The sequence below is a fragment of the Plantibacter sp. Leaf314 genome, assembly GCF_001423185.1.
GTDB lineage: Bacteria > Actinomycetota > Actinomycetes > Actinomycetales > Microbacteriaceae > Plantibacter.
In genome coordinates, this window is sequence record NZ_LMOB01000001.1 from 1,266,388 (window position 1) to 1,287,756 (window position 21,369).

A 21,369-nucleotide genomic window follows, 5' to 3' on the forward strand; every position below is an offset into this window, starting at 1 on the left:
CGCCGGACGACTCAGATGGCGAGTCGTTCGCGGACGACGTCGGCGAGACGATGGGCCAAGCGGTCCGCCGTCGGCTGGTCGGCCGCCTCGACCATGACCCGGACGAGCGGTTCCGTGCCCGACGGACGCAGGAGCACACGGCCCTCGTCGCCGAGCTCGGCCTCCGCGTCGCGGACCGCGGCGTCGACGACCTCGTCGCCGACGAGTCGGTTGCGGTCGACGCCCGTGACGTTGACGAGGATCTGCGGGTACACCTGCATGACCTCGGCGAGCTGGGCGAGGGTCTTGCCGGTGCGCGCCATCTCGGCCACGATGTGCAGGCCCGTGAGGATGCCGTCGCCGGTGGTCGCGTAGTCGGCCATAATGACGTGGCCCGACTGCTCACCGCCCAGCGAGTAGGCGTGCTCGTTCATCGCCTCGAGGACGTAGCGGTCGCCCACACCGGTCTGCACGACCGTGATGCCGTGCTCCCGCATGGCCACGTGCAATCCGAGGTTGCTCATGACGGTCGCGACGAGCGTGTCGTCCTTGAGCTTGCCGCGCTCCTGCATCGAGACCGCGAGGATCGCCATGATCTGGTCGCCGTCGACGATCTTGCCGTCGGCGTCGACCGCCAGGCACCGGTCCGCGTCGCCGTCGTGCGCGATGCCCAGATCGGCGCCGTGCTCGAGGACCGCCCGTGACAGGAGGTCGAGGTGCGTCGAGCCGACCCCGTCGTTGATGTTCATGCCATCAGGGTCGTTGCCGATGATCGTGACCCGCGCGCCGGCATCACGGAAGGTCTCCGGTGACACGCCGGCGGCAGCGCCGTGCGCGCAGTCCAGGACGACGTGGATGCCGTCCAGGCGGTTGGGGAGGCTGCCGAGCAGGTGGACGACGTAGCGGTCCTCGGCGTCGGCGAACCGGACGATGCGACCGACGTCGGCACCGGTCGGGCTGAGCTTGGGGCGGTCGAGGTACTCCTCGATCCGGCGCTCCACGGCGTCGGGGAGCTTGGTGCCACCACGGGCGAAGATCTTGATGCCGTTGTCGGGCGCGGGGTTGTGCGAGGCGGAGATCATCACGCCGAAGTCGGCGTCGATGTCGGCGATGAGGAACGCCGTCGCGGGCGTCGGCAGGACGCCTGCCTCGAGCACGTCGACGCCCGAGGACGCCAGGCCCGCCGCGACGGCGGCGGACAGGAACTCGCCGGAGATGCGGGGGTCGCGTGCGAGCACGGCGACCGGGCGCTTCCCGGCGGCACGGCGGGCCTCAGCACTACGGCCTTGCCCAAGCACCACTGCGGTGGCTTGGGCAAGGCCGAGAGCGAGGTCTGCCGTCAGGTCGGCGTTCGCGAGACCGCGAACACCGTCGGTACCAAACAGCTGAGGCATTGAGCTTCGCTTGTCCTGAGCGCGATTAGCGCTTCGAGAACTGCGGAGCCTTACGGGCCTTCTTGAGTCCGGCCTTCTTACGCTCCTTGACGCGAGCGTCGCGGGAGAGGAAGCCGGCCTTCTTCAGCGTGGCGCGGTTGTTCTCCTCGTCGATCTGGTTGAGCGAGCGCGCGATGCCGAGACGCAGCGCACCGGCCTGGCCCGAGGGGCCACCACCGGAGATGCGTGCGATGACGTCGTAGCCGCCGACCAGGTCGAGGACGGTGAACGGGTCGTTGATGAGCTGCTGGTGCAGCTTGTTCGGGAAGTAGTCCTCGAGCGTCCGGCCGTTGACCGTGATGGTGCCGCTGCCGGGGACGAGGCGCACGCGGGCGATGGCCTGCTTGCGACGACCGACGGCTGCGCCGGGGACGCTCAGCACGGCGCGAGGCGCGGTGACAGCTGCTTCAGGAGCCGACTCGGTGGAGTAGCTCTGCGGGGTCTCTTCGATGGAATCTGCGATGTTCGCCACTGTAAAATCCTTTTTTCTTGTCCGGTGCTTACTGGGCGACCTGGTCGAGCGTGAACGGCTTGGGCTGCTGAGCGGCGTGAGGGTGCTCGCTGCCGGTGTAGACCTTGAGCTTCTTCAGCTGGTCGCGGCCGAGGGAGTTCTTCGGCAGCATGCCGCGGATCGCCTTCTCGACGGCGCGGATCGGGTTCTTCTCGAGGAGCTCGGCGTAGGTGACGGCCGAGAGCCCGCCCGGGTAACCGGAGTGGCGGTAGGCCTTCTTCTGCAGGAGCTTGGCGCCGGTGAGGGCCACCTTGTCCGCGTTGACGATGATGACGAAGTCGCCACCGTCCATGTGCGGGGAGAAGGTCGCCTTGTGCTTGCCGCGCAGGAGCGCTGCGGCGTGGCTGGCCAGGCGGCCGAGGACCACGTCGGTGGCGTCGATGACGACCCAGTCGTGCGTGATCTCACTGGCCTTCGGGGAATACGTGCGCGTCACAATAGTGCTGCTTTCTGGTCGGAGTTGGTCGTTCGTGAATCCCGCTCCTGTTGGGAGTTCCGATCGGAACGCCCGAGGTGGAGGGCTCAACTTCGGGTACCGCACCGCAGAAGGCGCAGGCACCAACGGGAGAGTCTACGTGATCACCCCTCGTCGGTCAATTCACACCCGCGATCAATCGGCGCCGGCCGCCACGTGCTCATGACTCCGCCGCTGCCGCGTCGTCGCTGCGCGCGACTGCAGGAGCCCGGGCTCCGGATACCCGACCTCGACGAGGGTGAGTCCCCGCGCCGGCATGACCCGGAAGTCGATCTCCCGGTGGCCGCCGTCCCGGAGCCGGACGACCTCCTCCAGCGAGAGGCGCCCCTCCCCCACGGCGACGCAGGCACCGACGAGCGAGCGGACCATGCTGTGGCAGAACGCGTCCGCGGTGAGCCGGGCGACGAGCACTCCCGCGTCGTCGCGTTCCCAGCTGAAGGCCTGCAGGGTCCGGATGGTCGTGGCCCGAGGTCGCGGTTTGCAGTACGCCTGGAAGTCGTGGAGTCCGACGAGGGACGCCGCCGCCTGCTGGAGCAGCTCGAGGTCGAGTGAGGAGGTCGTCCAGCTCGTGGTGCGGCGGACGATCGGGTCCTTGCGCACGCCGGCGTCGGCGAGCCGGTACCGGTAGTGACGCCAGACGGCGGAGAACCGCGCGTCGAAGCCCTCCGGAGCCGGCTCGGCCACGTGGATGACCACGTCGCGATCCATCCCGAGGACGCCGTTCAGTCGCCGGGCCAGCAGGGTGCTCGCGCTCTCGAAGCGCGGTGAGCCGTCAGGGAACTCCGCGTGGCGGCCCTGCAGGCGGGTGATCTTGGCCAACTGGCGCTCGGTCAGGTCGAGGTGCGCCACCTGACCCGACGCGTGGACGCCGGCGTCGGTGCGGCCGGCGACCACGAACCGCGGCACTGGTGGAACGGTCTTCCCGAGCACCCGGTAGAGCGCCTCCTCGAGGACTCCTTCGACCGTCCGGAGGCCGGGTTGCTTCGCCCACCCGGCGAAGTCCGTCCCGTCGTAGGCGATCGCGAGTTTGAACCGCTGCGCCGGAAGGACACCCTCCGCCTCGGATGCGTCACCGCTCACGGACGTACGCCAGATCACGCGTCGTCGCGACGAACCCCTGCCGTTCGTAGAGCCCGAGCGCTCCCGTCGGGCTGGCCGTGTCGACCTCGAGCGTCGCCCGCTCCAGACCGGCGGCCTGGATCCGTCGGAGTGCCGCGGCGAGGAGGGCCGGAGCCAGGCGCCGCCCGCGCCAGTCGCGGACGGTACCCACCAGGGCGATGTAGGCGCTCGTGAAGCCCTGAGCAGACCAGCTGTCCTCGTCGACCTCCGCCAGGGTGAACCCGACGACCCGTCCGTCGTCGGCTACCGCCACCACCGAGAGGTCGTCTCGGAAGTGTGCGCCGCCCACGAACTGCGCCCACATCGCCGGAACTGTCTCGAGGCTCCCCCAGTGGTCGCGGAAGGAGTCGTTCCGTGCGTCGCGCGTGCGATCGGCGAACTCGGGCCGGTACTCCTCGAGCGTCACGCCGGCTGGGACGTCGATCTCGTCGACCGACCGGGAGAGGTCGCGCTCCATGATGGTGAAGTAGCGTGCCACGCCGAACCCGAACCGCTCCAACAATCGCGCCGCCGCGGTGTTGCGTTCGTCGACGTAGGCCCGCGAGGAGGCCGGAGCGCCCGTCTCCACCGAGGCCAGCTGCTGCTCGGACCGCTCGAGGGACCAGGCGAGCAGGACACGACCGATCCCACGCTCGCGCCACGCGGGGTGCACGCCGCCGAACACGTAGGAGTACACGGAGACGTCCCTCGACGGCGACAGGATCACCATCGCGTAGGCGACGAGCGTCCCGTCCTCGGCGAACGCGAGCAGACTGTCGGTCGCCATGTCGATCCACTCGTGATCGAACTCGTCGGCGATCTCGTCACGGCTCGTCACCCGGTGGGGGTTGTCGAAGGGGTCCATGGCGCGGCACAGCGCGACGATGTCGTCGATGTCCGCGCGCTCCGCCGGACGCCACTGCGTGATCTCGGGGTGCTGTGGACGTGCCGGGCGGCCGTCCGGAACGGCAGGAGTGGTACTCATGCCTCCAGCCTAGGACACCGTCGAAACGTGCCCGGGAACGACGGAACCCCGCCCTCCGTGCGGAGAGCGGGGTTCCGTTCGTGTGGTGCCGAACCTACTTGGCGTCCTTCGCGGGAGCCTCGTCGGTGGTCTCGCCGGCGTGGACCGACTCGCCGTCGGTCTCCGTTGCCTCGACTGCCTCAGCAGCCTCGACCTCGGCGGCAGCGGGCGTCTCCTCGGCAGGAGCCTCGTCGACCGGCGCTGCGGCGTGCTTCGCCGACTGCTTGGCCGGCTTCGCCTTCGGCGTGACGGGCTCGAGGACGAGCTCGATCACGGCCATCGGAGCGTTGTCGCCCTTGCGGTAGCCGGTCTTGATGATGCGCGTGTAGCCGCCCTGACGGTCGGCGACGAGCGGAGCGATCTCCGTGAAGAGCTCGTGGACGACGCTCTTGTCGGTGATGGTCGCGAGCACCCGACGGCGGGCGTGCAGGTCGCCACGCTTCGCGAAGGTGATCAGGCGCTCAGCGAGGGGACGAAGACGCTTCGCCTTGGTCTCGGTGGTCTGGATGCGCTTGTGGGTGAACAGCGCAGCAGCGAGGTTGGCGAGCAGCAGACGCTCGTGAGCGGGGCCGCCTCCGAGGCGGGGTCCCTTGGTGGGAGTAGGCATTCTTGTCTCTCTTCAGGTTGGAAAGTCGTCAGGTGGATCGCGAGCTAGGAGACGGTCTCGTCGTCGTAGCCGCTGTAGAAGTGGGCGCCGTCGAACCCGGGGACCGAGTCCTTCAGCGAGAGGCCCATTTCGGTGAGCTTGTCGCGAACCTCATCCACCGACTTCTGACCGAAGTTGCGGATGTTCATGAGCTGCGTCTCCGACAGCGCAACGAGCTCGCTGACGTTGTTGATGCCCTCACGCTTGAGGCAGTTGTACGAGCGCACGGAGAGGTCGAGGTCCTCGATCGGGATCGAGAGCTCGCCGGGCAGCACGGCGTCGACCGGCGCGGGGCCGATCTCGATGCCCTCTGCGGCGGTGTTGAGCTCGCGGGCCAGACCGAACAGCTCGGTCAGCGTGCGACCGGCCGACGCGATGGCGTCGCGCGGCGTGATCGCCGGCTTCGACTCGACGTCGACGACCAGGCGGTCGAAGTCGGTGCGCTCACCGGCACGAGTCGCCTCGACGCGGTAGGTCACCTTGAGGACGGGCGAGTAGATCGAGTCGACGGGGATCTGACCGGCTTCGCTGAACTCGTTGCGGTTCTGCGTCGCCGAGACGTAGCCACGGCCACGCTCGATCGTGAGCTCGAGCTCGAACTTCGCCTTGTCGTTGAGCGTCGCGATGACCAGGTCCGGGTTGTGGACCTCGACACCGGCCGGAGCCGAGATGTCGGCCGCGGTGACCTGGCCTGCGCCGGTCTTGCGGAGGTACGCCGTGATCGGCTCGTCGTGCTCGCTGGAGACGACGAGACCCTTGATGTTCAGGATGATCTCGGTGACGTCTTCCTTGACACCGGGGATGGTGCTGAACTCGTGCAGCACACCGTCGATGCGGATGCTCGTGACTGCGGCGCCCGGGATGGACGACAGCAGGGTGCGACGGAGCGAGTTCCCGAGGGTGTACCCGAAGCCTGGCTCGAGCGGCTCGATGATGAACCGGCTGCGGAACTCCGAGATGGATTCTTCGGTGAGCGTAGGGCGCTGTGCGATGAGCACTATGGATTCCTTTCGGCTAAGTGTCCGCTATATGACACTTGCGTTGGCGAGGTATTGAATTGTGTTCGCTGGCCCTGGTCACCAGGACCATGCCGTGATCCGTCCGCGGCGATCAGATGATCGCCACGGACGGATCACGGCCGGTGAACCGAAGGAATTAGACGCGGCGACGCTTCGGGGGGCGGCAACCGTTGTGTGCCTGAGGCGTGACGTCGTTGATCGAACCGACCTCGAGGCCTGCGGCCTGGAGCGAACGGATCGCGGTCTCGCGGCCGGAGCCCGGTCCCTTGACGAAGACGTCGACCTTCTTCATGCCGTGCTCCTGCGCCTGACGCGCAGCCGACTCGGCGGCGAGCTGTGCGGCGAACGGGGTCGACTTGCGCGAACCCTTGAAGCCGACGCCACCGGACGAAGCCCAGCTGATGACCGCGCCCGAGGGGTCGGTGATCGAGACGATCGTGTTGTTGAACGTCGACTTGATGTGGGCCTGGCCCACGGCGATGTTCTTCTTTTCCTTCTTACGCGGCTTCCGAACGGCCGACTTTGGTGCTGCCATGAATATCTCCTGAGTCCTATGACGAGGCGACTAGGCGGGGCCTAGCGGGCCTTCTTCTTGCCGGCGACGGTGCGCTTCGGGCCCTTGCGGGTGCGCGCATTGGTCTTGGTGCGCTGGCCGTGGACCGGAAGGCCACGACGGTGACGGATGCCCTGGTAGGACCCGATCTCCACCTTGCGGCGGATGTCGGCGGCGACCTCACGGCGGAGGTCACCCTCGACCTTGAAGGTGCCCTCGATGTAATCGCGCAGGGCGATCAGCTGGTCATCGGTGAGATCCTTCACGCGGATGTCTCCGCTGATGCCGGTGTCGGCGAGGGTCTTGAGTGACCGCGTGCGGCCAACACCGTAGATGTACGTCAGTGCAACTTCCACGCGCTTGTCGCGTGGGATGTCTACGCCGGCGAGACGTGCCATGGTGGCTTCTCCTAGGAGTTGTGGAGGTGTGGAGCAATTCCGGTGCTCGGGCCTCCGACCCGAGGTGTCCCCCGCCGCGCTTGCGCGTTGCAGGATATGGAACTGCCGTTAGAGGGGTGCTGCTGTGGTGCTCAGGGCTGCGTACTGCAGGTCCTCTGAGATCAACCCTGGCGCTGCTTGTGGCGCGGGTTCTCGCAGATGACCATGACGCGGCCGTTGCGACGGATGACCTTGCACTTGTCGCAGATCTTCTTGACGCTGGGCTTGACCTTCATAGTTCTCTCTTTTCGCTGTCGTCGTGCCGGGCCCGACACCGGTTGGTGGCGGCGCGTCCGGCCGTTACTTACAGCGCGACCTACTTGTAGCGGTAGACGATCCGACCACGGGTCAGGTCGTAGGGGGTCAGTTCCACGATCACGCGGTCCTCTGGGAGGATGCGGATGTAGTGCTGACGCATTTTGCCCGAAATGTGGGCAAGTACCTTGTGTCCGTTGGTCAGCTCAACGCGGAACATCGCGTTGGGCAGAGCCTCGACCACTTGGCCCTCGATCTCGATGACGCCGTCTTTTTTGGCCATAGCCTCACTGTCGCTCAGGTTGAGTCGCACTGGTCGTGCGGATGGATTGCGGTGCGGATGTCGGCTCGCCGAAGGCATGCAGAAAGCACCAAAGATCGATTCTATGCTATGTTTCGGCGTTTCACCAACTCAACGTCGAGAGGCGCCCGTCGTCACTCGGTCCGCGCGAGGAGGGCGGCGTTCAGCTCCGCCGTGAGTCCTCGGTCGATGCCGACCGGCCGGCCGTCGACGGCTGCGACGGGGGCGGCCAGCCGCACGCTCGACAGCAACCACACCGCATCGGCCTGCATCACATCGTCCGGGGTCAGCATGCGGTGTTCACACGGGTGTCCCTCGGCTTCGAGGTGCTCCCAGAGCGCCAGTTGCGTGGTGCCGGGAAGGATCCCGCTCGACGCGGGCGGCGTGACGAAGGTGCCCCCGATCCGGGCGACCACGGTCGAGGTCGGCCCCTCGAGCACGAACCCGTCGCTGCTCACGAAGAGCACGTCGTCCGCGCCACGACGGTGCGCCTCCCGGAGGGCGGCCATGTTGACCGCGTACGAGAGCGTCTTCGCGCCCGCGAGCAGCCAGGGCGACCGCTCCTGGACGTCACTCGACAGGCCACGATCCAGGAGCACGACCTCGATCCCGTCCGCTCGTTCCGGGAATCCGCTCGCCGGTGTCGCCGAGACCCAGGCCGTCGGACGCTCACCGCTCCCCCGGGTGAGGACGAGACGCACCGCGCTCTGCTCGGCGTCCGGGAGCGCTGCGACCGCGCGATCGACGGCCGTCCGCCACTGCGCGTGGTTCGGCGCAGGCAGGTCGAGGATGGCCGCCGATTCGGTCAGGCGGGCGAGGTGCGCGTCGACCGACTGCGCGTGGCGCCCGACCACACCGATCGTCTCGAAGATCCCGTCGCCGCGTGCCGGCCCCAGGTCGAAGACGCTCAGGACACCGGAGCCGTCACCGCCGGAGGTGATCGACGCTTCGAGCGTCGCCTCGTCGGCCATGGCGTCTGCTGGCAGGACGTCGAGCAGGAACACGATCGGAGCACTCATGACGAGCAACTCTACCGGTGGCGCAGCCGACGCCGGCAGCGCGGTGATCAGGCGGGGCGGACCGGTGTGACACCGAACGCGGCCAGGGCCGCAGCGCCGCCATCTGACGCCGTCAGCACCCAGATGCCGTCGCGGTGCACGGCCACGCTGTGCTCCCAGTGCGCTGCAGCCGCACCGTCGAGCGTGGCGACCGTCCATTCGTCGTCGCGGACGAAGGTGTCGGGGCTCCCCGCCACCACCATCGGCTCGATGGCCACCACGAGCCCGGGCTTCACCTCGGGGCCGCGCTGGCGGACGCGGTAGTTGAAGACCGGCGGCGCCTCGTGCATCGTGCGACCGATGCCGTGACCGACGTAGTCGGTGAGGATGCCGTACGGACGGCCCTCAGGGGAATGGTCCTCGACGTACTCCTCGATCGCCGCACCGACCTGATTGAGGTGACGCGCCGTCGCGAGTTCGGCGATGCCGGCCCACAGCGACCCTTCGGTCACGGCCGACAACCGCTCGCGCTCGGCGACGAGTTCCGGACGGCTCGGGTCCGGCAGGACGATGGTCATCGCCGAATCGCCGTTCCAGCCGTCGATCTCCGCCCCGCTGTCGACCGAGACGATGTCACCGGGAGCGAGGACCCGGCCGCCGGGGATCCCGTGCACGACGTCATCGTTCACCGAGGTGCAGACCGTGTGCCGATATCCCGGGACGAGCTTGAAGTTGGAGTGGCCACCGGCAGCGATGATCGCCGCCTCCGCCACCGCGTCGAGCTGCAGGGTCGTGACTCCGGGAGCGATCCGTTCGCGGACGGCGTCGAGCGACGCCGCCGTGGCGAGCCCGGGCGCGATCATCGCGCGCATCTGCTCGGGGGTCTTGTAGATCGACTTCCGGAACACCGTACTGGAGGCGTTCTGCGTCAGACGGCGGGCACGATGATGCCGCGAGCTGCCAACGCGGCATCGATGCGGGCGGTCACCTCGGACACCTCACCGAGTCCGTCCACGGCGACGACGAGTCCGCGCGCGGTGAAGACCTCGATCAGCGGAGCGGTCTCCTTCGCGTACAGCTCGAGCCGGTGACGGATGACGTCTTCGGTGTCGTCGGGGCGACCTTCCGCTTCAGCACGCTTCAGCAACCGGACGACGACCTCCTCCGTCTCGGCCTGCAACTGCACGACCGCGTCGAGACTCGTGCCGTTCTCCGCGAGGAGCGCGTCGAGCGCGACGACCTGGTCGGTCGTGCGCGGGTACCCGTCGAGCAGGAACCCGTCGAGGGCGTCCGGCTGGTGCAGGCGGTCGCGCACGATCTCGTTGGTCAACGAGTCCGGGACGTAGCCGCCCCCGCGGACGAGCTCCTGGACCTGCTTGCCGAGCGGCGTGCCGCCCTTGATGTTCGCGCGGAAGATGTCTCCGGTCGAGATCGCCGGGATGCCGAAGCGCTCCGACAGGAAGGCTGCCTGCGTGCCCTTGCCGGACCCGGGAGGACCGACGATGAGCAGACGGGGCTTTCCGGACGCGCTCAACGCAGGAGTCCTTCGTAGTGGCGCTGCTGGAGCTGCGAGTCGATCTGCTTCACCGTCTCGAGGCCGACGCCGACGATGATGAGGATCGATGCGCCGCCGAAGGGGAAGTTCGCATTCGCGCCGACGAGCGCCAGAGCGATGAGTGGCAGGAGCGCGATCAACCCCAGATAGATCGAGCCGGGAAGCGTGACCCGTGTCAGCACGTAGTCGAGGTACTCGGCCGTCGGGCGACCCGCGCGGATGCCCGGGATGAAGCCGCCGTACTTCTTCATGTTGTCGGCGACCTCTTCGGGGTTGAAGGTGATCGCGACGTAGAAGTAGGTGAACCCGACGATGAGCAGGAAGTACATGAGCATGTACAGCGGGTGGTCACCCTTGGTGAGGTACTGCTGGATCCAGAGGACCCACGGCGCCGGCGTACCGGTCGTCGGCTGGTTGAACTGCGCGATGAGGGCCGGCAGGTACAGGATCGACGACGCGAAGATAACGGGCACCACACCGGCCATGTTGACCTTGATGGGGATGTAGGTGTTGTTGCCGCCGTAGGTGCGGCGTCCGACCATGCGCTTGGCGTACTGCACCGGGATGCGGCGCTGCGACTGTTCGACGAACACGACGAGCCCGACGATGACCAGCCCGACGGCGAGGACGAGGAGGAAGACCTCCGGTCCCTTCGCGGTCCAGATGGCGGCGAGCGAACCGGGGAAGGTCGCGGCGATGGACGTGAAGATGAGGAGGGACATGCCGTTGCCGACACCACGCTCGGTGACGAGCTCGGCCATCCACATGACGAGGCCGGTGCCCGCGGTCATGGTGACGACCATGAGGAGCATGCCGTACCAGGTGCCGCCCTGGGCGGTGATGAGGTCGGCGCAGACGCCGCCCTGGTTCCCAAAGAGCGCACCGCTCTTCGCGACCGTGATCAGCGTCGTCGACTGGAGGATGCCGAGGAAGATCGTCAGGTAGCGGGTGTACTGCGTCAGCTTGCCCTGGCCGGACTGGCCTTCCTTGTGCAGCGTCTCGAAGTGCGGGATGACCACGCGGAGCAGCTGGACGATGATCGACGCGGTGATGTAGGGCATGATGCCCAGCGCGAAGATGGAGAGTTGGAGGAGAGCGCCACCGCTGAAGAGGTTGACGAGCTCGTAGAGGCCCGAAGCTCCTGCTGCCTGCTGGTTCGCGAGGCACTGCTGCACGTTCGGGAAGTTCACGAACGGAGCTGGGATGAAGGACCCGAGCCGGTAGATGGCGATGATTCCGAGTGTGAACCCGATCTTCCGACGAAGATCCGGGGTCCGGAAGATCCGGCCGATGGCGGTGAACAAAAGGGGCCTCCTGTGGGATGGTGCGGGGTCGGCCCGGGTGACCGGCATGATGCCGGCCACCCGAGTGAGCTCCTGTGCGGAGCCGGCCGAGGGCTACTTGACGCTGCCCCCGGCTGCCACGATCTTCTGCTCAGCTGAGCCGGAGACCTTGTCGACCGCGACATTCAGCTTAACCGAGATGTCACCGTTTCCGAGAACCTTGACCTTCTCGTTCTTCCGGACGGCACCCTTGGCGACGAGGTCGACCGTGGTGACGTCGCCACCCTTGGGGTACAGCTCGGCGAGCTTCTCCAGGTTCACGACCTGGTACTCGACACGGAAGGGGTTCTTGAAGCCACGGAGCTTCGGGGTGCGCATGTGCAGCGGCATCTGCCCACCCTCGAAGCCGACCTTGACGTTGTAGCGGGCCTTCGTACCCTTGGTACCGCGACCAGCGGTCTTACCCTTGGACGCCTCACCGCGACCGACGCGCATCCGGGCCTTCTTGGCACCGGCGGCGGGACGGAGGTGGTGGACCTTCAGGACCTGCTCGCGCTTCTCGGCGGGCTCGTCCGTCGCGGGCTTCTTGGCAGCAGCAGCCTTGGGGGCCGCCTTCGCCTTCGGCTCGGACTTCGCAGCGGCCGTCTTCGGAGCTGCCTTCGCAGCGGCCTTGGGGGCCTTCTCCTCAGTGGTTTCGTTCTTCTCAGCCATTAGTCGATCTCCTCAACCTGTACGAGGTGAGCAACAGTGTTCACGTAGCCGCGGTTCTGTGCGTTGTCCGGACGGACGACGACAGCACCGATGCGACGGAGACCCAGGCTGCGAAGCGTGTCGCGCTGGTTCTGCTTCTCACTAATTCTGCCCTTGATCTGGGTGATCCTCAGCTGGGCCATCAGGCACCTACCTTCGCAGCAGCGGCCGCCTGAACGGCCTCTGCCTCTGCGCGGAGCAGACGGGCCGGAGCGACCTGGTCGAACTCGAGACCACGACGAGCTGCAACGGCACGAGGTTCCTCGAGCTGCTTCAGCGCCGTGACGGTCGCGTGGACGATGTTGATCGTGTTGGACGAACCGAGCGACTTGCTCAGGACGTCGTGGATACCGGCGCACTCGAGGACGGCGCGGACCGGACCACCGGCGATGACACCGGTACCGGCGGCGGCGGGGCGCAGGAGCACCACACCGGCTGCCGCCTCACCCTGGGTGGGGTGCGGGATGGTCGAACCGACGCGCGGGACGCGGAAGAAGTTCTTCTTCGCCTCCTCGACGCCCTTCGCGATCGCGAGGGGCACTTCGCGGGCCTTACCGTAGCCGACGCCGACCATGCCGTTGCCGTCACCGACGACCACGAGGGCGGTGAAGCTGAAGCGGCGACCACCCTTCACGACCTTCGAGACACGGTTGATGGTCACGACGCGCTCCAGGAACTGGCTCTTGTCGCTGTCGCGGCTTCCGCGGTCGCGGTTCGGGTTGCGCTCACGGCCTCCGCGACGCGCCTCGCGGGGCTCGCGGTCACCGGTCGGTGCCGTCGACGCCGCGGTCTCGACCGGGGCCTCGGCCACGGTTGCGACAGGCTCTTGCAGCTGCTTGTTGTCTTCGCTCACAGGTTCAATCCGCCCTCTCGAGCACCATCGGCAATTGCTGCCACGCGACCTGCGTAGCGGTTGCCTCCACGGTCAAATACGACATCTTCGATGCCGGCTGCCTTCGCACGCTCGGCGATGAGTTCGCCGACCTTGCGCGACTTGGCGGTCTTGTCGCCGTCGAACGTCCGGAGGGTGTCCTCCATGGTCGAGGCGGAGACGAGGGTGTGACCCTTCGTGTCATCGACAACCTGCACGAACACGTGACGGGCTGAACGGTTGACGACGAGGCGCGGACGGACCGCGGTGCCCTCGACCTTCTTGCGCAGACGCGCGTGGCGACGGCCACGTGCGGCAGTCTTCGTTGGACGAGCCATGGTTACTTACCAGCCTTTCCGGCCTTGCGACGCACGATCTCGCCGGCGTAGCGCACGCCCTTGCCCTTGTACGGCTCGGGCTTGCGGATCTTACGGATGTTGGCGGCGACCTCGCCGACGGCCTGCTTGTCGATACCGGCGACCGTGAGCTTGTTGTTGCCCTCGACGGTCAGCGTGATGCCGACCGGCGGCTCGACGGTGACGGGGTGCGAGAAGCCGAGCGCGAACTCGACGGCGCTGCCCTTCTGTGCGACGCGGTAACCGGTACCGACGACCTCGAGGCCCTTGGAGTAGCCCTGGGTGACGCCGATGATCTGGTTCGCGATGAGCGTGCGGGTCAGGCCGTGGAGCGAACGCGAGTTGCGCTCGTCGTCAGGACGCGTGACCAGCAGCTGTGCGTCTTCGAGCTTGACCTCGATGGGGCTGGCGACGACGAGCGAGAGCTCACCCTTCGGGCCCTTGACGGTGACGTTCTGGCCGGCGACGTCGATGGTGACGCCTGCCGGGATGTCGATGGGGAGTCTTCCAATACGAGACATGACTGGCTACCACACGTAGGCGAGGATTTCCCCACCCACGCCCTTCTTCTCGGCCTGGCGGTCCGTGAGGAGTCCGCTGGAGGTGGACAGGATGACGACGCCGAGGCCGCCGAGGACCTTGGGGATCTCGTTCGACTTCGCGTAGACGCGGAGGCCGGGCTTCGAGACGCGCTTGATGCCGGCGATGGAGCGCTCGCGGTTCGGGCCGAACTTGAGGCTCAGCGAGAGCGTCTGTCCGACGGCCGCGTCAGCGACCTCCCAGCCGGAGATGTAGCCCTCGGACTTGAGGATCTCGGCGATGTTCACCTTGAGCTTGGAGTGCGGCATCGACACGGTGTCGTGGTGCGCCGAGTTCGCATTGCGCAGTCTGGTCAGCATGTCTGCGACCGGATCTGTCATGGTCATATCGAGTGTTTCCTTTGTTCACCAGGTTTCGACATCCTGTGCAAGGGTGCCGACCTGTGGTGGTTGAACCGTTCTGGGCAGGAGTGCCCCGAACGGGCGGAAGCCCGGTCCTCGACATACACCGAGGACCGGGCAGAAGCTCAGCCTACTTGGACTCAGCTGCCTTGAACGGGAAGCCGAGCGCCTTGAGCAGCGCGCGACCCTCGTCGTCGTTCTTGGCCGTGGTCACGACGGTGATGTCGAAGCCGCGGACGCGATCGATCTTGTCCTGGTCGATCTCGTGGAACATGGACTGCTCCTGGAGACCGAAGGTGTAGTTGCCGTTGCCGTCGAACTGCTTGTCCGAGAGGCCGCGGAAGTCGCGGATACGCGGAAGAGCGAGGCTCAGCAGGCGGTCCAGGAACTCCCAGGCGCGGTCGCCACGAAGCGTGACGTGAGCGCCGATGGGCTGACCCTCGCGCAGCTTGAACTGCGCGATGGACTTGCGAGCCTTGGTGACCTGCGGCTTCTGGCCGGTGATCTTGGTGAGGTCCGAAACAGCGCCGTCGATGACCTTGCTGTCGCGGGCTGCCTCGCCCACACCGGTGTTGACGACGACCTTCACGAGACCGGGCACCTGGTGCACGTTCGTGAAGCCGAAGTCCTTCTGCAGCTGCGGAAGGATCTCAGCGCGGTACTTCTGCTTGAGACGGGGCTGGATTTTGCCAGTCGCCACTTCTGTGTCGGTCATTAGAGGTCCTTACCTGACTTCTTGGCGTAACGAACGCGGACCGTCTTGGTGACGCCGTCCTTCGTGACTTCCTCGTTGCGGTGGCCGACCTTGGTCGGGCCCTTGGTCTCCGGGTCGACGAGCGCGACGTTGGAGATGTGGATCGAAGCCTCGACGGTCTCGATGCCGCCGGTCTTCGTCCCACGCTGGGTCTGGCCGACACGGGAGTGCTTCGTGACGTAGTTGACGCCCTCCACGATCACCCGGTTCTTGTCCGCCAGGACCTCGATGACGCGACCCTGCTTGCCGCGGTAACCACCGCGGTCCTGCTTCGGGCCGGAGACGACCTGAACCAGGTCGCCCTTCTTGATCTTTGCCATGACTTAGATAACCTCCGGCGCCAACGAGACGATCTTCATGAACTTCTTGTCACGAAGCTCGCGACCGACCGGTCCGAAGATGCGGGTACCACGGGGGTCCCCGTCAGCCTTCAGGATGACAGCGGCGTTCTCGTCGAACTTGATGTAGGAACCGTCGGGACGACGGGTCTGCTTGCGGGTGCGGACGATGACCGCCTTGACGACGTCGCCCTTCTTGACGTTGCCACCGGGGATCGCGTCCTTGACGGTCGCGACGATGGTGTCACCGAGACCCGCGTAGCGGCGGCCGGAGCCACCGAGCACACGAATGGTCAGGAGCTCCTTGGCACCGGTGTTGTCGGCGACCTTGACTCGTGATTCTTGCTGAAGCATTGTTCGCTTTCCTCTCAGTAAGCCGCGAGGCCTACTTGGCCTTCTCGAGAATCTCGACCAGGCGCCAGCGCTTGGTGGCGCTGGTCGGGCGGGTCTCGCTGATCAGGACGAGGTCGCCGATGCCGGCGGAGTTCGCCTCGTCGTGAGCCTTGACCTTGGAGGTGCGGCGGATGACCTTGCCGTAGAGCGGGTGCTTCACGCGGTCCTCGACCTCGACGACGATGGTCTTCTCCATCTTGTCGCTGGTCACCAGACCACGACGGGTCTTGCGGTAGCCACGAGCAGCGGCGTCCTTGACGTCGTGCTCGGCCGACTCGTGACCCTCGGGGGCCTTGTCAGTAGCGGTAGCCATGTCTAGGCCTCCTTCGTGGTCTCGGCGTCGGCTGCAGCGGTGTCCTCGGACTTCGGTGCGGCCTTGGCCTTCTTGGTCTTCTTCTCGGCCTTGGCCTCGACGACCTCGACGGTCGGCGTGGCCCGGATGCCGAGCTCGCGCTCACGGATGACCGTGTAGATGCGAGCGATGTCGCGCTTCACGGCGCGCAGGCGGCCGTGGTTCTCGAGCTGCCCCGTGGCCGACTGGAAGCGCAGGTTGAACAGCTCTTCCTTGGCCTTGCGGAGCTCCTCGACGAGGCGCTGGTCTTCAAAGGTGTCGAGCTCGACGGGGGTGAGCTCCTTGGATCCGATCGCCATTATGCGTCGCCCTCCTCGCGCTTGATGATGCGTGCCTTGAGGGGCAGCTTGTGGATTGCACGGGTGAGCGCCTCGCGGGCCAGGGTCTCATCGACTCCGGCGACCTCGAACAGCACACGACCCGGCTTGACGTTCGCGACCCACCACTCGGGCGAACCCTTACCGGAACCCATGCGGGTTTCGGCGGGCTTCTTGGTCAGCGGACGGTCGGGGTAGATGTTGATCCACACCTTGCCGCCGCGCTTGATGTGACGCGTCATGGCGATACGAGCGGACTCGATCTGACGGTTGGTCACGTAAGCGGGCGTCAGGGCCTGGATGCCGTACTCACCGAACGACACCTTGGTGCCACCGGTGGCCTGGCCGGAACGGCCGGGGTGGTGCTGCTTCCGGTGCTTGACTTTGCGTGGGATCAACATGGTTATGCCTCAACTCCTGCGGCGGCGGGCGCCTCGACAGCTGCCTTGGGGGCGCTGCTCGGACCGGCGTTGCGACGGGGGCGGTCGCCACCGTCACGGCGCTCGGGACGCGTCGACTTCTGGTTGGCCTGCTCGCGAGCAAGCTCCTTGTTGGTGATGTCGCCCTTGTAGATCCAGACCTTCACGCCGATGCGGCCGAACGTGGTCTTCGCCTCGTAGAAGCCGTAGTCGATGTTCGCGCGGAGCGTGTGCAGCGGCACACGGCCTTCGCGGTAGAACTCGGAACGGCTCATCTCAGCGCCGCCGAGACGGCCGGACACCTGGATACGGACACCCTTGACGGTGGACGTGCGCTGGGCGCCCTGCAGGCCCTTACGCATCGCGCGGCGGAAGGCCACACGTGCGGAGAGCTGCTCGGCGATGCCCTGTGCGACGAGCTGAGCGTCGGCCTCGGGGTTCTTGACCTCGAGGATGTTCAGCTGGATCTGCTTCTTCGTGAGCTTCTCGAGGTCGGCACGGATGCGCTCGGCCTCGGCGCCACGACGACCGATCACGATGCCCGGACGGGCGGTGTGAATGTCGACGCGGACGCGGTCACGGGTTCGCTCGATCTCGATGCGGCTGACTCCAGCGCGGTCGAGCGAGGTCGCCAGCAGACGGCGGATCTTGACGTCTTCCGCGACGAAGTCGCTGTAACGCTGACCCTTCTTCGTGCTGTCGGAGAACCAACGCGACACGTGGTCGGTCGTGATTCCCAGACGGAAGCCGTATGGATTGACTTTCTGACCCATTACTTGCTCACCTTCTTGGCCTTGGCAGCGCCGGCAGTCTCATCAGGCGTCGAGAGCTCGACGGTGATGTGGCTGGTGCGCTTGAGGATGCGGAACGCGCGGCCCTGTGCGCGGGGACGGAAACGCTTGAGGGTTGCGCCCTCATCGACGTACGCCTTCGCGATGTACAGGTCCTGCTCGTCCAGGAACACGTTGTCCTTGTCGGCCGTGACGCGAGCGTTCGCGATGGCCGAGGCAACGAGCTTGTAGATGGGCTCGCTGGCACTCTGCGGTGCGAACTTCAGGATGGCCAAGGCCTCCTGAGCCTGCTTGCCACGGATGAGCGCGACGACACGACGGGCCTTCTGGGGGGTGACGCGGATGTGTCGCACGCGGGCGATCGACTCCACCATTTCTCTTCCTCCTTCACGTCACCGCGTTAGCGGCGACGGCCCTTCTTGTCGTCCTTCACGTGTCCACGGAAGGTGCGGGTGGGCGCGAACTCGCCGAGCTTGTGCCCGACCATCGTCTCGGTGACGAACACCGGGATGTGCTTGCGACCGTCGTGGACGGCGATGGTGTGACCCAGCATGGCCGGGATGATCATCGATCGACGCGACCAGGTCTTGATCACGTTCTTGTTGCTGGCCTCGTTCGCCGTGACGACCTTGCGGAGCAGGTGGTCGTCGACGAAGGGGCCCTTCTTGAGACTGCGTGGCATCTTCTCTTACTCCTACTTACGCTTCTTGCCGGCGGTACGACGACGAACGATGAGCTTGTCGCTTTCCTTGTTGGGGTGGCGCGTGCGGCCTTCTTTCTGGCCCCACGGGCTGACCGGGTGACGTCCACCGGAGGTCTTGCCCTCACCACCACCGTGCGGGTGGTCGATCGGGTTCATCGCGACACCACGGACGGTCGGGCGGACGCCCAGCCAGCGCTTACGGCCGGCCTTACCCCAGTTGATGTTCGACTGCTCGGCGTTGCCGACCTCACCGATGGTGGCGCGGCAGCGCAGGTCGACGTTGCGGATCTCGCCGGACGGCAGACGGAGCTGCGCGTACGGGCCGTCCTTCGCGACGAGACGCACCGATGCACCCGCGGAGCGGGCCATCTTCGCGCCGCCACCGGGACGGAGCTCGATCGCGTGGATGACGGTACCGGTCGGGATGTTCTTCAAGGGCAGGTTGTTACCCGGCTTGATGTCCGCGCCGGCGCCCGACTCGACGATGTCGCCCTGGCTCAGCTTGTTCGGAGCGAGGATGTAGCGCTTGGTGCCGTCCACGAAGTGGAGCAGCGCGATACGAGCCGTGCGGTTGGGGTCGTACTCGATGTGAGCGACCTTGGCGTTGACGCCGTCCTTGTCGTTGCGACGGAAGTCGATCAGACGGTACTGGCGCTTGTGGCCACCACCGATGTGACGCGTCGTGATGCGACCCTGGTTGTTGCGACCACCGGTCTTCGACAACGGACGAAGCAGCGACTTCTCCGGCGTCGTACGGGTGATCTCCGCGAAGTCCGCGACAGACGAACCGCGACGACCAGGAGTCGTGGGCTTGTACTTACGAATAGCCATTTCTTATTCCTCTTCGTTCCCGGCCGTCTTAGCCAACAGCCGTGAAGATGTCGATGGAACCCGACTTGAGCGACACGATGGCGCGCTTGGTGTCCTTGCGCTTTCCGGTGCCGAACTTGGTGCGACGGGTCTTGCCCTGACGGGTGAGGGTGTTGATCGAAGCGACCTCGACACCGAAGATCTTCTCGATGGCGAGCTTGATCTCGGTCTTGTTCGAGCGCGGGTCGACGAGGAAGGTGTACTTGCCCTCGTCGATCAGGCTGTAGCTCTTCTCGGAGACGACCGGCGCGAAGATGACGTCGCGGGGGTCCTTGTTGATCGCGGTCATGCCGAGACCTCCTCGGTTGCGGCCTTGGCGCCGGTCTTGCTGGCGACGAATGCCTCGAAGGCGGCCTTGGTGAAGACGATGTCGTCGGAGACGAGCACGTCGTATGCGTTCAGCTGGTCGTACGACAGCACGTGCACGTTCTGCAGGTTGCGGACGCTGCGGTGGCTGAGCTCGTCGTTGCGCTGGAGGACGATCAGGACGTGCTTCGAGGAAGCGACGTTCGTCAGGTACTCGGAGACGACCTTCGTCGACGGCTTCTCGCCGAACGAGAGCGAGTCGACGACGTGGAGGCGGCTGCCACGAGCGCGGTCGGAGATGGCACCGAGCAGAGCTGCGGCGATCATCTTCTTGGGGGTGCGCTGCGAGTAGCTGCGGGGCACTGGACCGTGGACGATGCCACCGCCGGTCATCTGAGGTGCGCGGATGGAGCCCTGACGAGCGTTACCCGTGCCCTTCTGCTTGAACGGCTTGCGGCCTGCACCGGACACTTCGCCGCGGCGCTTGGTCTTGTGCGTGCCCTGGCGTGCGGCAGCGAGCTGCGCGACGACCACCTGGTGGATGAGCGGGATGTTGGTCTGAACGTCGAACACCTCGGCAGGAAGGTCGACGGTGCCGGCCTTCTTGAGCTTGGTGTCGAGCACGTCGAGAGTAGCGATAGCCATGGAACTACGCTCCCTTCACTGCGGTGCGGACGAATACGATGCGGCCACGAGCGCCGGGAACGGCACCCTTGACGAGCAGCAGGCCCTTCTCGGCGTCGATCGCGTGAACCCGGAGGTTCAGCACGGTGACGCGCTCGCCACCCATACGACCGGCCATGCGCATGCCCTTGAAGACACGGCTGGGGGTCGAGGAGGCGCCGATGGAACCCGGCTTGCGGTGGTTGCGGTGAGCACCGTGAGATGCGCCCGTTCCCTTGAAGTTGTGACGCTTCATGACACCGGCGAAACCCTTACCCTTCGAAGTGCCGACGACGTCGACCTTCTGGCCGGCCTCGAAGACACCGTCGACGGTGAGCTCCTGGCCGAGCGAGTACTCGGATGCGTCAGCGGTGCGGACCTCGGTGAGGTGACGACGCGGCGTCACGCCGGCCTTGTCGAAGTGACCCGCGTCAGGCTTGCTGACCTTGCGGGGATCGATCTGGCCGTACGCGATCTGCACGGCGTCGTAGCCGTCGACCTCGGGGGTGCGGACCTGGGTGACCACGTTGGGCGTGATCTCGATGACGGTGACGGGAACGAGCTTGTTGTTCTCGTCCCATACCTGGGTCATGCCGAGCTTGGTGCCGAGCAGACCCTTGCTGGTCTTGGTGTTAGACATGTCTTCCTTCCGTCTCTACCGAGCTCAGAGCTTGATCTCGATGTTGACGTCCGCCGGCAGGTCGAGACGCATGAGCGAGTCGACGGCCTTCGGGGTCGGGTCGATGATGTCGATCAGACGCTTGTGGGTGCGCATTTCGAAGTGCTCCCGGCTGTCCTTGTACTTGTGCGGCGAACGGATCACGCAGACCACGTTCTTCTCCGTCGGAAGCGGCACGGGGCCGACGACGGTTGCGCCTGCACGGGTGACCGTGTCGACGATCTTGCGCGCCGAAGTATCGATGACCTCATGGTCATACGACTTCAGTCGGATGCGGATCTTCTGTCCCGCCATGTGTG

The 21,369-nt window shown here is 66.3% G+C and carries 35 protein-coding genes; all 35 read right to left on the reverse strand.

The window, feature by feature from the left end; translation table 11 throughout:
* Window positions 1–11: 11 nt before the first annotated feature.
* On the reverse strand, window positions 12–1,373 hold the full coding sequence (gene glmM, locus ASF68_RS05930; protein WP_056008073.1) for a phosphoglucosamine mutase: 1,362 nt from the start codon (window positions 1,371–1,373) through the stop codon (window positions 12–14).
* A 25-nt stretch (window positions 1,374–1,398) separates the two neighbouring features.
* On the reverse strand, window positions 1,399–1,884 hold the full coding sequence (rpsI, locus tag ASF68_RS05935; protein ID WP_056008076.1) for a 30S ribosomal protein S9: 486 nt from the start codon (window positions 1,882–1,884) through the stop codon (window positions 1,399–1,401).
* Between the two features lie 28 nt (window positions 1,885–1,912).
* The gene (rplM, locus tag ASF68_RS05940) at window positions 1,913–2,359 is read right to left on the reverse strand and encodes a 50S ribosomal protein L13 (protein WP_056008079.1); all 447 of its coding nucleotides are present in this window, start codon (window positions 2,357–2,359) and stop codon (window positions 1,913–1,915) included.
* 174 nt (window positions 2,360–2,533) lie between these two features.
* Window positions 2,534–3,478: a tRNA pseudouridine(38-40) synthase TruA gene (truA, locus tag ASF68_RS05945; RefSeq protein WP_056008082.1), complete on the reverse strand. Its 945-nt coding sequence runs from the start codon at window positions 3,476–3,478 to the stop codon at window positions 2,534–2,536.
* The gene (locus tag ASF68_RS05950; RefSeq protein WP_056008085.1) at window positions 3,468–4,481 is read right to left on the reverse strand and encodes a GNAT family N-acetyltransferase; all 1,014 of its coding nucleotides are present in this window, start codon (window positions 4,479–4,481) and stop codon (window positions 3,468–3,470) included. The genes truA and ASF68_RS05950 overlap by 11 nt, the downstream gene beginning before the upstream one ends.
* Before the next feature lie 94 nt (window positions 4,482–4,575).
* On the reverse strand, window positions 4,576–5,127 hold the full coding sequence (gene rplQ / locus ASF68_RS05955; protein WP_056008088.1) for a 50S ribosomal protein L17: 552 nt from the start codon (window positions 5,125–5,127) through the stop codon (window positions 4,576–4,578).
* Window positions 5,128–5,171: 44 nt separating this feature from the next.
* Window positions 5,172–6,164: a DNA-directed RNA polymerase subunit alpha gene (locus ASF68_RS05960; RefSeq protein ID WP_056008091.1), complete on the reverse strand. Its 993-nt coding sequence runs from the start codon at window positions 6,162–6,164 to the stop codon at window positions 5,172–5,174.
* Window positions 6,165–6,321: 157 nt separating this feature from the next.
* Entirely contained in the window at window positions 6,322–6,720 is a 399-nt protein-coding gene (gene rpsK, locus ASF68_RS05965) for a 30S ribosomal protein S11 (protein ID WP_056008094.1), read from the reverse strand.
* Between the two features lie 41 nt (window positions 6,721–6,761).
* A complete protein-coding gene (rpsM, locus tag ASF68_RS05970; RefSeq protein ID WP_056008097.1) occupies window positions 6,762–7,136 on the reverse strand; it encodes a 30S ribosomal protein S13 in 375 nt (124 codons plus the stop codon).
* Window positions 7,137–7,297: 161 nt separating this feature from the next.
* A complete protein-coding gene (rpmJ, locus tag ASF68_RS05975; protein ID WP_021759549.1) occupies window positions 7,298–7,411 on the reverse strand; it encodes a 50S ribosomal protein L36 in 114 nt (37 codons plus the stop codon).
* An 80-nt stretch (window positions 7,412–7,491) separates the two neighbouring features.
* A complete protein-coding gene (gene infA / locus ASF68_RS05980; protein WP_017885304.1) occupies window positions 7,492–7,713 on the reverse strand; it encodes a translation initiation factor IF-1 in 222 nt (73 codons plus the stop codon).
* A gap of 152 nt (window positions 7,714–7,865) precedes the next feature.
* Window positions 7,866–8,750 (reverse strand): aminodeoxychorismate lyase, encoded by an 885-nt coding sequence (locus ASF68_RS05985; protein WP_056008099.1) that lies wholly within the window; start codon window positions 8,748–8,750, stop codon window positions 7,866–7,868.
* A 47-nt stretch (window positions 8,751–8,797) separates the two neighbouring features.
* Entirely contained in the window at window positions 8,798–9,637 is an 840-nt protein-coding gene (gene map, locus ASF68_RS05990; protein ID WP_255353621.1) for a type I methionyl aminopeptidase, read from the reverse strand.
* A 20-nt stretch (window positions 9,638–9,657) separates the two neighbouring features.
* Complete coding sequence (locus tag ASF68_RS05995; RefSeq protein WP_056008102.1) at window positions 9,658–10,263, reverse strand: adenylate kinase; 606 nt, start codon at window positions 10,261–10,263, stop codon at window positions 9,658–9,660.
* Window positions 10,260–11,588 (reverse strand): preprotein translocase subunit SecY, encoded by a 1,329-nt coding sequence (gene secY, locus ASF68_RS06000; RefSeq protein ID WP_056008105.1) that lies wholly within the window; start codon window positions 11,586–11,588, stop codon window positions 10,260–10,262. The genes ASF68_RS05995 and secY overlap by 4 nt, the downstream gene beginning before the upstream one ends.
* A 93-nt stretch (window positions 11,589–11,681) precedes the next feature.
* Window positions 11,682–12,278 carry a 50S ribosomal protein L15 gene (gene rplO, locus ASF68_RS06005; RefSeq protein ID WP_082455896.1) on the reverse strand — a complete coding sequence of 199 codons (597 nt, stop codon included), beginning with the start codon at window positions 12,276–12,278 and terminating at the stop codon, window positions 11,682–11,684.
* The gene (gene rpmD / locus ASF68_RS06010) at window positions 12,278–12,460 is read right to left on the reverse strand and encodes a 50S ribosomal protein L30 (RefSeq protein WP_079001710.1); all 183 of its coding nucleotides are present in this window, start codon (window positions 12,458–12,460) and stop codon (window positions 12,278–12,280) included. Before rpmD ends, rplO begins: the two co-directional genes overlap by 1 nt.
* The gene (gene rpsE / locus ASF68_RS06015; protein WP_056008107.1) at window positions 12,460–13,170 is read right to left on the reverse strand and encodes a 30S ribosomal protein S5; all 711 of its coding nucleotides are present in this window, start codon (window positions 13,168–13,170) and stop codon (window positions 12,460–12,462) included. The genes rpmD and rpsE overlap by 1 nt, the downstream gene beginning before the upstream one ends.
* Window positions 13,167–13,526 (reverse strand): 50S ribosomal protein L18, encoded by a 360-nt coding sequence (rplR, locus tag ASF68_RS06020; RefSeq protein WP_056008110.1) that lies wholly within the window; start codon window positions 13,524–13,526, stop codon window positions 13,167–13,169. The genes rpsE and rplR overlap by 4 nt, the downstream gene beginning before the upstream one ends.
* A gap of 2 nt (window positions 13,527–13,528) precedes the next feature.
* A complete protein-coding gene (gene rplF / locus ASF68_RS06025) occupies window positions 13,529–14,065 on the reverse strand; it encodes a 50S ribosomal protein L6 (RefSeq protein ID WP_056008113.1) in 537 nt (178 codons plus the stop codon).
* Window positions 14,066–14,071: 6 nt separating this feature from the next.
* Window positions 14,072–14,470, reverse strand: a complete 399-nt coding sequence (rpsH, locus tag ASF68_RS06030) for a 30S ribosomal protein S8 (protein WP_056008118.1) — start codon at window positions 14,468–14,470, stop codon at window positions 14,072–14,074.
* 145 nt (window positions 14,471–14,615) lie between these two features.
* Window positions 14,616–15,200, reverse strand: a complete 585-nt coding sequence (rplE, locus tag ASF68_RS06035) for a 50S ribosomal protein L5 (protein ID WP_056008119.1) — start codon at window positions 15,198–15,200, stop codon at window positions 14,616–14,618.
* Window positions 15,200–15,559: a 50S ribosomal protein L24 gene (gene rplX / locus ASF68_RS06040; protein WP_056008121.1), complete on the reverse strand. Its 360-nt coding sequence runs from the start codon at window positions 15,557–15,559 to the stop codon at window positions 15,200–15,202. The genes rplE and rplX overlap by 1 nt, the downstream gene beginning before the upstream one ends.
* A gap of 3 nt (window positions 15,560–15,562) precedes the next feature.
* Window positions 15,563–15,931, reverse strand: a complete 369-nt coding sequence (gene rplN / locus ASF68_RS06045; protein ID WP_056008123.1) for a 50S ribosomal protein L14 — start codon at window positions 15,929–15,931, stop codon at window positions 15,563–15,565.
* 31 nt (window positions 15,932–15,962) lie between these two features.
* The gene (rpsQ, locus tag ASF68_RS06050; RefSeq protein WP_056008125.1) at window positions 15,963–16,283 is read right to left on the reverse strand and encodes a 30S ribosomal protein S17; all 321 of its coding nucleotides are present in this window, start codon (window positions 16,281–16,283) and stop codon (window positions 15,963–15,965) included.
* 2 nt (window positions 16,284–16,285) lie between these two features.
* On the reverse strand, window positions 16,286–16,621 hold the full coding sequence (gene rpmC / locus ASF68_RS06055; RefSeq protein WP_056008128.1) for a 50S ribosomal protein L29: 336 nt from the start codon (window positions 16,619–16,621) through the stop codon (window positions 16,286–16,288).
* Window positions 16,621–17,040 carry a 50S ribosomal protein L16 gene (rplP, locus tag ASF68_RS06060; protein ID WP_056008131.1) on the reverse strand — a complete coding sequence of 140 codons (420 nt, stop codon included), beginning with the start codon at window positions 17,038–17,040 and terminating at the stop codon, window positions 16,621–16,623. The genes rpmC and rplP overlap by 1 nt, the downstream gene beginning before the upstream one ends.
* Window positions 17,041–17,042: 2 nt before the next feature.
* Entirely contained in the window at window positions 17,043–17,831 is a 789-nt protein-coding gene (gene rpsC / locus ASF68_RS06065) for a 30S ribosomal protein S3 (RefSeq protein ID WP_056008134.1), read from the reverse strand.
* Window positions 17,831–18,223, reverse strand: a complete 393-nt coding sequence (rplV, locus tag ASF68_RS06070; protein WP_056008137.1) for a 50S ribosomal protein L22 — start codon at window positions 18,221–18,223, stop codon at window positions 17,831–17,833. The genes rpsC and rplV overlap by 1 nt, the downstream gene beginning before the upstream one ends.
* A 26-nt stretch (window positions 18,224–18,249) precedes the next feature.
* Window positions 18,250–18,531 carry a 30S ribosomal protein S19 gene (gene rpsS / locus ASF68_RS06075; RefSeq protein WP_056008140.1) on the reverse strand — a complete coding sequence of 94 codons (282 nt, stop codon included), beginning with the start codon at window positions 18,529–18,531 and terminating at the stop codon, window positions 18,250–18,252.
* A 12-nt stretch (window positions 18,532–18,543) separates the two neighbouring features.
* Window positions 18,544–19,383, reverse strand: coding sequence for a 50S ribosomal protein L2 (rplB, locus tag ASF68_RS06080; RefSeq protein ID WP_056008143.1), 840 nt, complete (start codon window positions 19,381–19,383; stop codon window positions 18,544–18,546).
* Between the two features lie 28 nt (window positions 19,384–19,411).
* Window positions 19,412–19,711, reverse strand: coding sequence for a 50S ribosomal protein L23 (gene rplW, locus ASF68_RS06085; protein WP_056008147.1), 300 nt, complete (start codon window positions 19,709–19,711; stop codon window positions 19,412–19,414).
* Window positions 19,708–20,373: a 50S ribosomal protein L4 gene (gene rplD, locus ASF68_RS06090; protein WP_056008151.1), complete on the reverse strand. Its 666-nt coding sequence runs from the start codon at window positions 20,371–20,373 to the stop codon at window positions 19,708–19,710. Before rplD ends, rplW begins: the two co-directional genes overlap by 4 nt.
* A gap of 4 nt (window positions 20,374–20,377) precedes the next feature.
* Complete coding sequence (rplC, locus tag ASF68_RS06095; protein ID WP_056008154.1) at window positions 20,378–21,031, reverse strand: 50S ribosomal protein L3; 654 nt, start codon at window positions 21,029–21,031, stop codon at window positions 20,378–20,380.
* Between the two features lie 24 nt (window positions 21,032–21,055).
* Window positions 21,056–21,364, reverse strand: a complete 309-nt coding sequence (gene rpsJ / locus ASF68_RS06100; RefSeq protein ID WP_005050520.1) for a 30S ribosomal protein S10 — start codon at window positions 21,362–21,364, stop codon at window positions 21,056–21,058.
* Window positions 21,365–21,369: the final 5 nt, after the last annotated feature.

Bases quoted from the DNA above. Each gene is read 5' to 3' on its own strand.
- glmM (WP_056008073.1), bottom strand. From the start codon at position 1,373: ATGCCTCAGCTGTTTGGTACCGACGGTGTTCGCGGTCTCGCGAACGCC.
- ASF68_RS05950 (WP_056008085.1), bottom strand. From the start codon at position 4,481: ATGAGTACCACTCCTGCCGTTCCGGACGGCCGCCCGGCACGTCCACAG.
- rplQ (WP_056008088.1), bottom strand. From the start codon at position 5,127: ATGCCTACTCCCACCAAGGGACCCCGCCTCGGAGGCGGCCCCGCTCAC.
- rpsK (WP_056008094.1), bottom strand. From the start codon at position 6,720: ATGGCAGCACCAAAGTCGGCCGTTCGGAAGCCGCGTAAGAAGGAAAAG.
- rpsM (WP_056008097.1), bottom strand. From the start codon at position 7,136: ATGGCACGTCTCGCCGGCGTAGACATCCCACGCGACAAGCGCGTGGAA.
- rpmJ (WP_021759549.1), bottom strand. From the start codon at position 7,411: ATGAAGGTCAAGCCCAGCGTCAAGAAGATCTGCGACAAGTGCAAGGTC.
- infA (WP_017885304.1), bottom strand. From the start codon at position 7,713: ATGGCCAAAAAAGACGGCGTCATCGAGATCGAGGGCCAAGTGGTCGAG.
- ASF68_RS05985 (WP_056008099.1), bottom strand. From the start codon at position 8,750: ATGAGTGCTCCGATCGTGTTCCTGCTCGACGTCCTGCCAGCAGACGCC.
- rplO (WP_082455896.1), bottom strand. From the start codon at position 12,278: ATGGCTGAGAAGAACGAAACCACTGAGGAGAAGGCCCCCAAGGCCGCT.
- rpmD (WP_079001710.1), bottom strand. From the start codon at position 12,460: ATGGCCCAGCTGAGGATCACCCAGATCAAGGGCAGAATTAGTGAGAAG.
- rplR (WP_056008110.1), bottom strand. From the start codon at position 13,526: ATGGCTCGTCCAACGAAGACTGCCGCACGTGGCCGTCGCCACGCGCGT.
- rplF (WP_056008113.1), bottom strand. From the start codon at position 14,065: ATGTCTCGTATTGGAAGACTCCCCATCGACATCCCGGCAGGCGTCACC.
- rpsH (WP_056008118.1), bottom strand. From the start codon at position 14,470: ATGACCATGACAGATCCGGTCGCAGACATGCTGACCAGACTGCGCAAT.
- rplE (WP_056008119.1), bottom strand. From the start codon at position 15,200: ATGACCGACACAGAAGTGGCGACTGGCAAAATCCAGCCCCGTCTCAAG.
- rplX (WP_056008121.1), bottom strand. From the start codon at position 15,559: ATGGCAAAGATCAAGAAGGGCGACCTGGTTCAGGTCGTCTCCGGCCCG.
- rplN (WP_056008123.1), bottom strand. From the start codon at position 15,931: ATGCTTCAGCAAGAATCACGAGTCAAGGTCGCCGACAACACCGGTGCC.
- rpsQ (WP_056008125.1), bottom strand. From the start codon at position 16,283: ATGGCTACCGCTACTGACAAGGCCCCCGAGGGTCACGAGTCGGCCGAG.
- rpmC (WP_056008128.1), bottom strand. From the start codon at position 16,621: ATGGCGATCGGATCCAAGGAGCTCACCCCCGTCGAGCTCGACACCTTT.
- rplP (WP_056008131.1), bottom strand. From the start codon at position 17,040: ATGTTGATCCCACGCAAAGTCAAGCACCGGAAGCAGCACCACCCCGGC.
- rpsC (WP_056008134.1), bottom strand. From the start codon at position 17,831: ATGGGTCAGAAAGTCAATCCATACGGCTTCCGTCTGGGAATCACGACC.
- rplV (WP_056008137.1), bottom strand. From the start codon at position 18,223: ATGGTGGAGTCGATCGCCCGCGTGCGACACATCCGCGTCACCCCCCAG.
- rpsS (WP_056008140.1), bottom strand. From the start codon at position 18,531: ATGCCACGCAGTCTCAAGAAGGGCCCCTTCGTCGACGACCACCTGCTC.
- rplB (WP_056008143.1), bottom strand. From the start codon at position 19,383: ATGGCTATTCGTAAGTACAAGCCCACGACTCCTGGTCGTCGCGGTTCG.
- rplW (WP_056008147.1), bottom strand. From the start codon at position 19,711: ATGACCGCGATCAACAAGGACCCCCGCGACGTCATCTTCGCGCCGGTC.
- rplD (WP_056008151.1), bottom strand. From the start codon at position 20,373: ATGGCTATCGCTACTCTCGACGTGCTCGACACCAAGCTCAAGAAGGCC.
- rplC (WP_056008154.1), bottom strand. From the start codon at position 21,031: ATGTCTAACACCAAGACCAGCAAGGGTCTGCTCGGCACCAAGCTCGGC.
- rpsJ (WP_005050520.1), bottom strand. From the start codon at position 21,364: ATGGCGGGACAGAAGATCCGCATCCGACTGAAGTCGTATGACCATGAG.